9 protein-coding genes are annotated in these 12,308 nt (G+C 45.7%); 6 read left to right on the plus strand and 3 right to left on the minus strand.

The genetic code is table 11. The features are described 5' to 3' along the window. The first annotated feature begins 271 nt into the window (after nt 1-271). The gene (locus tag C5O22_RS05950; protein ID WP_132780296.1) at nt 272-646 is read left to right on the plus strand and encodes a hypothetical protein; all 375 of its coding nucleotides are present in this window, start codon (nt 272-274) and stop codon (nt 644-646) included. Nucleotides 647-726: 80 nt separating this feature from the next. On the opposite strand, the gene C5O22_RS05955 is transcribed toward C5O22_RS05950, so the two are convergent. Further along, complete coding sequence (locus C5O22_RS05955; protein WP_132780297.1) at nt 727-2,715, minus strand: S1 family peptidase; 1,989 nt, start codon at nt 2,713-2,715, stop codon at nt 727-729. Between the two features lie 442 nt (nt 2,716-3,157). On the opposite strand from C5O22_RS05955, the gene C5O22_RS05960 reads away from it, so the two are divergent. From C5O22_RS05960 to C5O22_RS13480, 4 genes are all read left to right on the plus strand, one after another. Further along, nucleotides 3,158-5,476 (plus strand): 7TM diverse intracellular signaling domain-containing protein, encoded by a 2,319-nt coding sequence (locus C5O22_RS05960; RefSeq protein WP_132780298.1) that lies wholly within the window; start codon nt 3,158-3,160, stop codon nt 5,474-5,476. Nucleotides 5,477-5,716: 240 nt separating this feature from the next. After that, entirely contained in the window at nt 5,717-6,889 is a 1,173-nt protein-coding gene (locus C5O22_RS05965) for an OmpA family protein (protein WP_132780299.1), read from the plus strand. A gap of 151 nt (nt 6,890-7,040) precedes the next feature. Further along, nucleotides 7,041-7,757 carry a GTP cyclohydrolase II gene (ribA, locus tag C5O22_RS05970; protein ID WP_132780300.1) on the plus strand — a complete coding sequence of 239 codons (717 nt, stop codon included), beginning with the start codon at nt 7,041-7,043 and terminating at the stop codon, nt 7,755-7,757. 287 nt (nt 7,758-8,044) lie between these two features. Continuing rightward, the gene (locus C5O22_RS13480; protein ID WP_165910429.1) at nt 8,045-8,215 is read left to right on the plus strand and encodes a hypothetical protein; all 171 of its coding nucleotides are present in this window, start codon (nt 8,045-8,047) and stop codon (nt 8,213-8,215) included. A 137-nt stretch (nt 8,216-8,352) separates the two neighbouring features. On the opposite strand, the gene glgP is transcribed toward C5O22_RS13480, so the two are convergent. Beyond that, nucleotides 8,353-10,890 (minus strand): alpha-glucan family phosphorylase, encoded by a 2,538-nt coding sequence (gene glgP, locus C5O22_RS05975; protein WP_132780301.1) that lies wholly within the window; start codon nt 10,888-10,890, stop codon nt 8,353-8,355. Nucleotides 10,891-11,100: 210 nt separating this feature from the next. Between glgP and C5O22_RS05980 the strand changes: the two genes are divergently transcribed. After that, the gene (locus tag C5O22_RS05980; protein ID WP_132780302.1) at nt 11,101-11,661 is read left to right on the plus strand and encodes a hypothetical protein; all 561 of its coding nucleotides are present in this window, start codon (nt 11,101-11,103) and stop codon (nt 11,659-11,661) included. Between the two features lie 135 nt (nt 11,662-11,796). Here C5O22_RS05980 and C5O22_RS05985 read toward each other — a convergent pair whose 3' ends face one another. Beyond that, a complete protein-coding gene (locus C5O22_RS05985; RefSeq protein ID WP_132780303.1) occupies nt 11,797-12,270 on the minus strand; it encodes a flagellar basal body-associated FliL family protein in 474 nt (157 codons plus the stop codon). Nucleotides 12,271-12,308: the final 38 nt, after the last annotated feature.

The following is a 12,308-nucleotide window of genomic DNA, read 5'->3' on the forward strand; positions in this document are numbered from 1 at the left end:
AAGGTGGCCCTAAAACGTGGAAGGTTCAGCGGGTTGTGTACTTAAATCCATCCAATGAGACCAAGAAAATAATTCATAGAAAGGGTGCATAAATAGGTGACAAATTTGTTGACAAATAGCGGTGAGTCTGTTTTAAGCCTATCTAGCTTCGCCTTCTTCACTAGATAGGCTTTTTTATTGGAATTATTCTTTTCTAGAAATGAGCATCCTTTGTTTTTCTCCCCCCTCCGTGCTATAATCTACCATAGCACATAATGAAATGGAGGATTGTATGAAAAGAAAAATCTTACTTTTTACTCTCGTAATTTGTACCTTCTTGCTATTTACTCAGTGCGACATATTCTTTTATGCGCCAAAACTGGAATATGTGATTACGGGGAGTAACATTTCTGCGAATATCGAATACAATGATTATAAGGCAGGGAAGATTGTACGGGTTTATAATATAAGTGGCCAGTATTGGTCCTCGGGGGTGCAGACCATACGGGATGATGATTGTCCGTTCCTGGCATACATAAAGGTAACAAATACAAGCTCAGAACAAAATAATTCAATCCGGGTAAGTATTAAGGTCGATGGTGATGAAGTAAAATATGCAAATGTGTCGACAAACACCTCTACCGAGTTAACGTATATCGTAGAATAAGACGGCTATAAGGGAATAGCATGGGGGCATCATTCTTTTTGGGGCCCCTGGCCATACAAAGAGAATGATGCCTGTCCTGCTTATTGATTGATTTCGATGCTGAGAAGGGCTTTTTTATAATCTTCTAGAATTTTTGCCTCTTCTACTGTTCCTGTTTTTACAAGAAAAAGGGTGTACAAGGTATGTACCTCTTCTGGTGTGGTGTAATACTTTTTGATAACCGAGGCTACTTGGGTGGTCTTGTTATGAACAAAGGGTTTCATGGTGTATGGATGTTCCTCATTCACGATATTTTTCCAAAAGGTAATATAATCTTTTGGTAATCGTGGATCGGGGCTAACCCAGTTAGTAAGTTCTATGTAGTTGTCTTTCTGATATTCACCGATAAGAATCCGTCGTATGTCCCAGGATACGTTTCCTTTTTTTGTAAGGTATCCCATGTTTATACCTAGTCGAATCTCATCGTTGATGGGGAAGATGTTGTTATTAAGATTGATAGAAATATTGGGGGTCTTTATGGCTAATCTTTGTTGTTCTGTATAGGTCATGTCTATTTTCTTGAATATCTGGGGCAGGTATTCTTTTAGAGCAAGGAAATCTTTCCAGTTCTTAAGGCTAGCATAGTAAGATAACTGGATATTATTAAGGGTCTTAAGAGCATCATATTTGTACAGTTCTATTTCATCCGTATTACATACAAATATAACTGCTGAAATGCCTTCCGGGGTGGGGGTGCTGCACGCAATTACGGCCTCGTCTGAAAAATCAAGTATCCATGTTGCTATCTGCCACTTTCGTTCATAGGCATCTATATAGGATTCTGTTTTTACTGGTTGACCAAAAGATAAGATCCTGATTTTCACATTACTGAAATCACGATTTATATTTTTCCCTTGTAAGAAAAGATCTAACCATGTTTTTTGATCTTTTATCATTTCCTCGAGGGATATATTATCAGGTCGCGTAATATCAACAAAGAATACACTGTTATCTGGATTCGCCACTCGAACTACACCGTTGTTTTGAATTTTGGTCTCTGTATATGAAATGTTGGACATATACCATCTATTGTTATCGTTGTTGAGGTAATTAACCTGTAAAAGAAAGCTATCAGCAAAATCAAAAAGAGGGATAAGAGATTCTTCCCCTTTGGGGAATAGTCCCTTGCCCTGAGTTTCGAATAGTTCCTCCATAGCTTTAATATATTCTTTCTCATAGGCTGCCTTATATTCTTTTTTGATTTCCTTATAGTTTTGGGGAAGTTTCGTAGAATAATCAAAGCTTTTTGCTAATCTCTTCTGTGGAAGTAAGAGAAAGCCGTAGGTATGACGGACATGAAATATCCCTTCGCCCTTATTTTTTTCTGCTTCTACGATAGGCAAAGAATAGGCAATGTTATCTTTTCTTTGAATAACTATCCCGATAACATTCCCTTTGCTATCAACCAGGGGGCCACCGCTGTTCCCAAAATTCACATCCGAAGAGCTCTTAAGTAAATTAAAACGACCTTCTTCTTCTTCTGGATAGGTCCCAATCAGCTCTCCGCCCCGTAGTACTATCCCTTCTCCGTATGCATTCCCGACGGCATATACGGTTTCTCCCACCGCATAGGAATTCCTTAGGTTTAGGTATGTAGTGAATTTTTTATCCTTTACCGTAAAACGAATGAAATCTCTGTGGTTATCAAAAGAGACTATCGAATCGATCTCGTATACTTTGCCTTCTCTATCTCTAATATAGAAATCTTTGTAAACCTGTGAATCACTTTTTAGATCAAGGACATGAAATGCTGTGTACAGTTCGGTAGGTGAAACTGCAAAGGCTGTGCCAATAGAATAATATTTATCGTTACGGATGTTATAGGGGATAAGATCCCAGGGAAGCTCTTTTTCATAGGAAAGGGTATCCTTTTCAGGTTTATTTACGACTATTTCATAACAGGCTTCACTGACTCTTTTCCTGGTTTCTGGATCCATCTGGTTATTTACTGAGGTTGGTACACTTCCGCACGAAATAAAGCTTGTTAGAAGGAAGGCTCCAATTAAAGCTCCGATACGCCACATTTTCATGATCACACCTCTGTTTCTTTGCTTTTTGCGGGATGAAAAAGCTAGAATTCCTCTCTAGGGCAGGCAGGCTCAAACGAATTGCTTCGGAAAAGCTTGCTTTTTAGGATAAAGCAGCAACGCTGATTATGTATCAGTCTAAGAGCCTATTTTTAAACTGTCAAGGAGGAAGTCCTTGAACAAAGTGACGGGCTTTCAACAGGGGGCGATGGTACGAAGGGGAACTCTTGCCATGAGCCTCCTTCCAACTCATGGGTGAAACCTATACTACCGTACCAGGAAAAGTGCTCGTGTTTTCACTGATAGCGTTTACCAATCCGCTGGTTCAATACAAATCTGAACGTGCGTAATGACTACCTAATTCTGACCGTGTATCTTAAAAGACCGTAAAAACTTCTCTGTATTTCCTTGAAATCTTGAAAAAGACTGGCTATCCTTAAGCTTAATGAAAAGTACGAAGTATCCCTTAAACCTTTTGTTATTTTTAGTGCTGATACCAGCGGTTCCCCTTATTGGTTATGGAGAAGAGAAAATCTTCTTCATAGATCTCAATAAGTATCCCCTTTATGTGCGGCAGGGGTTTGATCCTGTGTATTGTAAGATACCCCCTGACCTTTCTGAACCCGCATGGAAAGTGTGGAAACCTGCGCCAGATAGGGTAGTGCGCTTTATTGATATAGATGAAGCGCACCATCATAGCTTTATGGAACTTAAGCAGTATCCGGTACTTGAGTATACCTATGTTATCCCCTTTAAGATACCCGAAGAAATGTTCCCGTTTCTCATGGAGACCCCTTCGTTAGTGCCCGGCTTGTATCTGGAAGGAATCGGTGATAACTGGGAGATTTACCTAAATGGTGCTCTCCTCCGGCGTGAAGTATATCTTGATGCGCAAGGGAAGTTAACATCCCATCGCAGTTATCGTCAGGTGGCGCTTCCCTTTGATAAAGGGATTCTTGCTAAAGGGGTAAACCTGTTAACCATCCGAACTATTGGTGAAGATAGTCATACTGCAACAGGTTTCTGGCTCGCAAAGCCCTTCTTTATTGGAGACTCTACAACGGTCCAGAAAACGAGAGATGAGACCTGGACCCTTGTGCTCTGCGGGATCTATTGCTTTATAGGTCTTTATTATATATTTCTTTTCTTTATCCGACGGCAAGATAAATACAACTTTTACTATGGGCTTTTTTCTATTATCCTTAGTTTTTATTATTTCACCCGTACCCACACTATATATTCTTTTATTCCCAATACGGATATAACCTTCCGGATGGAGTTTTCCTTCCTTTATTTTGTCATACCTGCCGTATCCGCTTTTATCGACAATCTTCATGAAAACAGGACAAGTCTTGTTACTCTTATCTATGCCAGTTTTTGCGCTCTCCTTGTGGCTTTTACTGCGTGGGTACCGATGCCTTTTGCTCATGATTTATTGCGAATCTGGCAGTTTTCGGCCCTTGCAATGATTTTATATATCTTTTTTTATAGTTCTTCGTTCCGTTTTTTGGGGATGGTGTATCGGCGATGGCATCGTTTACAGCAGATGGGTAATCCTCCTTCGTACTGGGCTGTTCTGGGGGATCAACTTATCCATAGTCCGCAGGGTAATGTGTTTTTAGGAACCCTGCTTCTTTTTTCTACGGCCCTGTACGATGTGATAGATGCTATTTTTATTTTAAGTAACCGTCTCTATTCTCCCTATGGCTTGTTTTTCTTCACCATAGGATGTGCAGGGGTCCTCGCAAATCGATATAATTTTGTGTTTAAACAGTTAAGCATGTCAAACCAGAAATTAGAAGAAACAATCGAGCAACTTACTGTTTCCAAAGAGCAGATGGCCCTCCATGCCCAAAAGTATCGCAGCCTTTTTGAAGGAACCACCGATGCGGTGGCTCTCCTGGATATGAACTTTTGCATGGTGGAATACAACCCCGCGGCTCAAAAATTATTCAATCTTACGGTCAAAGAAAAGCCGGGGCCAGTAAATCTCATGGATACGTTATATCAGGATGAACGGACGACCCACATAATGCAAGAGCAGTTTAACGAACTTAAAGAACGGTTAAAACGTTCCTCAGAGCCGGTTGAACTCTTAGTTCAATTGGCAAGTCCCCTCGGAGAACCGATTCCCTGTACCTTAAGATTCGAGAGAATTAGGTATGCAAATGCCCATGAGATTATTCTTCGGGCTATGCCAGAAACGCATAATAGCCTGGTAGAAGCCTTCCTGGAAGGACGGGAACATTATTCCATTGAAAATACGCTGACGGCGGCCGATGAAATTTGTCGGCATATATGTTCAAAATTAGGGCGGTATATTTCGCAAGAAGAGGTTACCCTGGCGATGATGGGACTCCGGGAAATGGTGATAAACGCAATTGAACACGGGAATCTCGAAGTGAGTTACGAAGAAAAAACCAGGGCCCAAAAGGAACAACGGTATTTTGAATTCCTGGCGGAACGAAAAGAGCATCCTCGATATAAGAATCGACGGGTTCGCATTGAGTATTCTATTACCCCCGAACGGGCTGTATACCGAATTACCGACGAAGGAAAGGGCTTCAATCATGCACGTTACCTTAAAGGCCCTTTGCCTGATCCCCTTTTTCAGGAAGAACAGCCCTTGGAGCATGGCCGAGGGATCATGATGAGTACGTTAGCATTTGATCGTATCGTGTACAATGAGAAGGGAAATCAGGTAACCTTAGAGAAACGTTTTAATAAGAACATGGCGGTAGATAAAATGATGCAGCTTACTTAAAATAGATATCTCTAAAGTATTCTATTGAGTGGTGATAAAAGAAGAAAAACCGCCGGAGGGAATAGCATGGAAGAATGTTTTGGGGGGCACGGCTCTAAAGAAAAGCGTTTTTTCTCAGTAAGAGAAACGAGAGGCCGTGTTAAAAATGCTGATGTGCTTTGTGGAAAAAATAGAACTTCCTTCTGGTTTCTCGCGTTTTTCTCCTTGGGTAAGGCTCTGAGGATTTTCATTATCCTGGGAATGGGGTTGGCGCTTGTTCCTTTGCAGGCTGAACAGTTCCGATTTTCCTACGTAAAGGGTGACAAGTTCCGTATTTTATCAGTAGTACAGGAAGATGTGTATATTAATCGTAGATTAACTCATCAGGCGGAGATTCTAAATCGCATTGCGGTTACTATCACGGATGTATCTGCCAATGGTACGGGACGGCACGATGCCATTTTCCAGACCTCGGAGCGAACCAGCAGCGTTGCGGGATGGGGAAGTTTTAGCTGGAGTCGAGAGTATCGTTCTGTTTTTGATAGGGATCCCCTCGGACGTTACACCATTGGCAAAGAATACTACATGCCAGTGGTACGGGATGTCCCCCTTTTTCCTGACCGGGAACTTGCGCCAGGGGATATCTGGTCTGCACCGGGGGAAGAGGTCCATGATTTTCGCGATAGTTTTGGAATTGTCGAACCTTACCGTATCCCTTTTGTCGCCCATTATACGTATGTCGGAACTCAGCCCTATCAGGGGAAAGATTACCCAACCTTCACGGTCCGATATACTATTTTTTATGAGGGACCCCCAGTGCGGGGAACCCTGTATCCCCTGCGGATTATGGGATCCTCTGACCAAAGCGTTTATTGGTCTAAGGAACTGGGCCAGCCGGCGGCCTATCGAGAAACCTTTCGAATTGTGATAGAGCTTTCTAATGGGCAGACTGTTGAATACCGTGGAACGGCCCGGGCCGATCTCTATGAAGCCGAGCCCATGAATCGAGAACAGGTAGCTCAAGATATACAAAAGGCCCTTTCGGGGGAAAAAATAGAAAATACCTCGGTGCGAGTTAGCGAAGAAGGGGTGGTAATTAGCCTGGAAAACATCCAGTTCGAGGCCGAATCGGCGGTTCTCCTGCCATCGGAACAGCAAAAATTACGACAGATTGCTCAGATCCTGCAAAAATACCCTGATCGGGACCTCTTAATTGCAGGTCATACAGCTCTGGCCGGTACAGCCCAGGGCCGCCACCGTTTGTCGGAAGAACGGGCCCGGGCGGTGGCGGATTTTCTTCTTACGTTAGGAGTTCGTCGACCTGAACAGGTGATTACGAGGGGCTATGGAGCAGAACGCCCCATTGCAGATAATAGTACCGAAGCGGGCCGCAGTAAAAACCGCCGGGTAGAAATTATTTTGCTTGAAAATTAAACGTGATATCCTGTTGAATAGAAGTAGAAAATGGGCAATCAAATTTGGCCACGACGTTGTTTCCTGTTATGGAAGCAAGATATTTGTACCAGATGCTCTGATAAAATTAGGATTGTATGAATCTTTAAGAACATGATAAAATAACTATACTATGCTGGTACGACCTACGGTAGAAGAGATAGTACAACAGGATTTAGAGGCTTTAAGACGGTGCCCGTACAAGTTAGATTGCGAGCACTGTGAAGAAGAAATCTGTGTAAAACTGGTATCGGTGGCGGATTTCCCTACCCGGTTTGGCCATTTTTCTATTCTCGGTTTTGTAAATAATCGGGACCGAAAGGACCATATCATTATTTTGAAGGGAGACATAGGAGACGGAGAGGGAATCCTTACAAGGATTCATTCGGCCTGTCTTACGGGAGATGCCCTCGGAAGTCTCCGCTGTGATTGTGGCCCCCAATTGCATCGGGCCCTCGAACTTATTGAGCAAGAAGGGCGGGGAATCGTGTTGTACCATCAAGAAGAAGGCCGGGGAATAGGGTTAGTGAATAAAATCCGGGCCTATGCCCTTCAGGATGCGGGATATGACACCTACGATGCAAACATTGCCCTGGGCTTTGCGGCGGATGAACGGGACTTTCGGGTCCCCGCGGCGATGCTCCAGAAAATTGGGGTAACAAGTGTGCGGCTCCTTACCAATAATCCCAAGAAAGTGGAGGAATTAGAGGCGGCGGGAATGCGGGTCATTGAACGGGTCCCCCTGGAATTACCTGCCCAGGAACATAACCGTTTTTACCTCGCTACCAAGAAGGAACGGTTTGGTCATTTCCTGTCCCTTGATCATACTCAGGGGCCTGTTACCCATTAAATCCCTTGCTCTGTTTTTTAGCGGCCAATGTTCAGGTAAGAATCAGTTCTCTATCCCCTCAGAGGGCCTTTTCTTTATTTTCCCTGGGTTTTTGATTTTTCTGAAAATTTCAGTAACCGTACCCGCTGCCATGAGCGCATCTGTACAAGGTGAGGAGGTGTGATAAGCTCGGTGGCGGAGGATACGAGCATGAAGCGATACACCGACAGTAACCTATAGAATCCTATTTTTTGCTATTTCTTGAAAAAAATCGTATATTTAAAATGAAGGGTTTAATGGAGGTTTGTATGGCAGAGATTATTTCAGGGGCCGATACCTCCTTGGTAGGGATTACGACCCCGCCGCCACCCCAAGAAACGGTAACGGTTCCCCAGGAAGCGCCGGAGCCTTCAGGAGAAGAAATTCAACCCGCCCCCTTGCCCCCCTATCAAGGGACAAGGATTGACGAAGAGGTGTAGCAAAAGGGCTGGCCCTGAAGGTGGGGAACAATCCTTTCGCAAATAAAGTAGGGGATCCTTTTCTTTTAGAAAAGAAGGGCCCTTGAAGGTAAGAGCGTGTTGCTTTTGGCTCCCGTGCGAATGTAAAGATGTCTGGGTTATCCCCATTTGATAAAACCGGGTAGATAAGGGTGCACCAACGCCGGGTGTTTAGGGAGAATTCGTACGGTATGTCCCTGCCTTCCGGTTTGGGTACATTGCACCCGCACCTGGAAACGATAACAGTCCCCCTCTTTCTGAACCGGTTTCATTTCGTCCCGCTGGGCCTCTTCGATAACTCCCTGATTAGACACCGTTCCATGGTATAGTTCTACCCGCACTTCCTCCGGTTGAAGGTTGCCCAGGCGAATACAAGCGCTTACGGTAAGGGAGTCGCCCCGCTGCATCACTGGCCGAGCGGTAGAGCTCATCGAGAGAACGGCAATCTGGGGCCAGTTGAGCTTAAGTTTCTGGAGATAGGCCGCGAGGGATTTGGATTCTTCATAGTTACCCGCCCGGATGCGCCGGTAGTTTTTAAGGGCCGGAAAATAATAATTCTGGGAATATTCCATCAACATGCGATGACTCGACATGGATTGGCCAATCGTTCGCATGCAGTTTTTCATCCTCCGGATCCACTCCCGGGGGAGCCCATCCCGGCCCCGTTGGTAAAAGAGGGGAATAATTTCCCGCTCCAGTAGATCGTAGAGGGCCCGGCTTTCTACATTGTCTTGGAGTTCCATGTCGGTGTACTGTTCCCCCCGACCAATTGCCCAGCCAATGTCGGGGGCATAGGCTTCGTCCCACCAGCCGTCGAGGATAGAGCAGTTAAGAACCCCATTCATGGCGGCTTTCATCCCACTGGTCCCTGAGGCTTCCAGGGGACGGCGGGGTGTGTTAAGCCACAGGTCGGCCCCACTGGTAAGGTACTTGGCCATGGTCATATCATAGTCTTCAAGAAAAACGATCTTACTGGTTACGTCGTATTTTTCGGCGAAGTGGATTATTTCCCGGATTAAATCCTTACCTGGTAGATCATGAGGATGGGCTTTGCCCGCAAAAATAAGTTGAATGGGGCGCTCTGAGTCCTTGAGTAGCCGGAGTAAGCGCTCCGGGTCCCGGAGCAGGAGATTCCCCCGTTTATAGGTGGCGAAACGACGGGCAAATGCGATGGTAAGGGTGTAGGGCGAAAGGGCATCCTCTGCCTGCTGAATGCGACTGTCGGTGGCGCCATTCCGTTCCAGTTGTCGGCGAATGCGGTCCCGGGCAAAGGCCACGAGTCGTTCCCGACGTCGTTCGTGGGTTCGCCATAGCTCTTCGTCGGAAATTCGATCCATCCTATTCCAGATAGAAAGGTCGGTGGGTTCTTCTTCGAAATGGGGACCGAAATAGCGGTCCAGGAGTTCCACCATGTTGTTGGAGACCCATGTGCGGGGATGGACGCCATTGGTAATATGCCCAATGGGCACTTCTGAGACAGGGAGCCCCGGCCACAGGCCTTTCCACATTTCCCGGGAGACCCTGCCGTGAAGCCGCGCGACGCCATTGCAATAGGCCGAGAGTCGCAGGGCTAAAACGGTCATGCAGAACTGTTCTCCTTCGTTGTCGGGATTTTCTCGGCCCAGGGCAAGAAACTCTTTCCAGGATAAGCCCATGTGCTCTGCCCAGGAGCGGAAGTATTTTTCCATGAGATCGATACTGAACCGCTCATTACCGGCAGGTACCGGGGTATGGGTAGTAAATACATTTGTAGGCCACAGGGCTTCTTTGGCTTCATAAAAAGTAAGCCCCTCTTGTTCCATGAGCTCCCGGATCCGTTCGAGACCCAGGAACGCTGAGTGCCCTTCGTTCATATGGGCTACGGCAGGATTTATGCCGAGGGCCCGGAGCGCCCGGATCCCCCCAACGCCTAAAAGAATTTCCTGGCGGATGCGGGTTTCCCGGTCGCCCCCATAGAGGGTGGCGGTAATGTCCCGAAGGTCTGGGGCATTTTCTTCGATGTTCGTATCGAGAAGATATATGGAATTTCTCCCCACCTTTACTTCCCAGATCTGGGCTAAGGTAACCCTCCCCGCGAGGTCTACGGAAATCAGGAGGGGTTTTCCATCCTTCTTGAGCTTCCGTTCTACCGGCATGTTATACCAGTCATTTTCGGGGTAGGATTCCTGCTGGAAACCGTCTGCATTCAGGTATTGTTTAAAGTATCCCTGTCGGTACAAAAGCCCCACCCCTACCAGGGGGAGTCCCAGGTCGGAGGCGGTCTTCATGTGATCCCCGGAAAGAATTCCTAAGCCCCCTGAATAAATGGGAAGGGATACATCAAGCCCATATTCCATCGAAAAATAGGCTATCACGTCTCGATGGGAACCTCGATACCAGCGTTCCCCCTTTTTGTACCGCTGAAAGTGGTTATACACTTCCTTAAGGGCGGCGAGGTAAGAATCGTCCTGGGCCATTTTTTCAAGCCGTTCCTGGCTTACCATGCCCAGCATCCGAGCCGGGTTCTGTTGTGAGTGGAGCCAGGTGTCGTAGTCCAGGCGGATAAAGAGCATGACCGCATCAAAATTCCAGGAAAGCCACAGGTTATGGGCCAGCTCCTCCAGGGGTTGTAACGGGGCGGGTAACTTTGGTTTTACCGTATAGGTCGTGATATTCATACCATAAGGGTAAAACAGAGGGAAAACTTCGTCAAATTTTGTTTGAGGGCCCGTGTTAAGCCCGTGGTAAGAAAGGGGGACCCTGAAGGGCTTGTAAAAAGCATAGCTTAAAGGTGCAAAATCAATTACGATATGTAAATAAAGCTAAAAATATTTAAAATATCTATATTGAAATAGAAAAAAGCTCTCTTCTGTGGTACAGTAAAAAGCATGAAAAAGTTTGGAGTGTTTCTTTTGCTTGTAGTAGGAGTTGGGTTCGTTTTCTCTATGGGGAAACGAGATGAAGATACCTCAGCGGGGCCTCTCTTAGGGTCCGCTGAGATGCGGGGAATACCGCGGGTTCTTTCAGTATATACCCTGGCGCTTACAAAAAATGATGATTTTAACGAGCAAGCCTATCTTGCTCCTTCCCTTATGGCCTATGTACCGGTCCAGTTCTCCTATTCGGGAGATAAGCGTCGTTTTGAGTATCCCCAGAACGGCGGCTTTCGGATCCTAAAACGAGAAAAGCTAGATACGGAAATTCAACTGTATACGGTGGAATTATATGCTCAACGCTGGGAAATGCCGGCTGGTAAGGTGTATCGGGTAATTTTTAGTCGGGACCAGCTAGGTCCCCCACAAGGGGAAGCCCTCCAACCAGCCATGTATGCTATAGAGCGGGCGGTCCGTTTGTCTGGTTGCAGAAAGGGGTATGCCCAGATTCAAAGTCTTACCTACGATGAAAAGAATCGTCGCTTTACCGCAGAGGTAATAGTGAGTGCTTCTTAAAAAAAGCGAGGGATCATGATGCAGGCATTCCGATTAAGTAAAAACACATCGGGGGCCTTAATAAAGGTATATCTTGCATAGTTCTTGTCGGGGCGCTTTGGGGTATCATTTTTTGAAAGACTCCTAAGTTCCCTGTTACTCTAAAATAAGAAATTCACTAAAATGAAGGTCCTGGATTTTTCCGAGACGAAAGAGACTGTTCCAACGGGAAAGGATTTCTTTCTTTAGAGGTTCTTCTCCTTTTTCCTGAAGTTCCTTTTTGGTCTGATGATGTACCATATCCTGGACTATCTCTTTCATCCGCGGAATATGGTTGCTCAGTTCCTCCACAAAAGCCCGGTCTCCAGGAGTATAGGGGAACACCATAAACAGAACTACCACCGCCGGGGGATTATCCGCTGTGGTAAGACGCATCCTGCCCAATCCCTGAAAGTAGGCCACTTCTTGAGAGGAGGGATTTTTCTCCTGGGTGTTTCTAGTGGGCTGGGCCATTTTGGTAATACCAGTGATAAGGGTCCCCCCACCAATGATAATGACAAGAATAAGGGTGATTGCCAGGAGGATGCGGTAAGACCAGAGAAGGAAGGGGCTTGCCTCATCGTACTTCATAAAAGGTACTGTACATTTTTTATTGAGTCTGAACAAGG

This window comes from Treponema sp. J25, from assembly GCF_004343725.1.
In the GTDB taxonomy this organism is placed as follows: domain Bacteria; phylum Spirochaetota; class Spirochaetia; order Treponematales; family Breznakiellaceae; genus J25.

Bases quoted from the DNA above. Each gene is read 5' to 3' on its own strand.
- C5O22_RS05950 (WP_132780296.1), top strand. From the start codon at position 272: ATGAAAAGAAAAATCTTACTTTTTACTCTCGTAATTTGTACCTTCTTG.
- C5O22_RS05955 (WP_132780297.1), bottom strand. From the start codon at position 2,715: ATGAAAATGTGGCGTATCGGAGCTTTAATTGGAGCCTTCCTTCTAACA.
- C5O22_RS05960 (WP_132780298.1), top strand. From the start codon at position 3,158: ATGAAAAGTACGAAGTATCCCTTAAACCTTTTGTTATTTTTAGTGCTG.
- C5O22_RS05965 (WP_132780299.1), top strand. From the start codon at position 5,717: ATGGGGTTGGCGCTTGTTCCTTTGCAGGCTGAACAGTTCCGATTTTCC.
- ribA (WP_132780300.1), top strand. From the start codon at position 7,041: ATGCTGGTACGACCTACGGTAGAAGAGATAGTACAACAGGATTTAGAG.
- C5O22_RS13480 (WP_165910429.1), top strand. From the start codon at position 8,045: ATGGCAGAGATTATTTCAGGGGCCGATACCTCCTTGGTAGGGATTACG.
- glgP (WP_132780301.1), bottom strand. From the start codon at position 10,890: ATGAATATCACGACCTATACGGTAAAACCAAAGTTACCCGCCCCGTTA.
- C5O22_RS05980 (WP_132780302.1), top strand. From the start codon at position 11,101: ATGAAAAAGTTTGGAGTGTTTCTTTTGCTTGTAGTAGGAGTTGGGTTC.
- C5O22_RS05985 (WP_132780303.1), bottom strand. From the start codon at position 12,270: ATGAAGTACGATGAGGCAAGCCCCTTCCTTCTCTGGTCTTACCGCATC.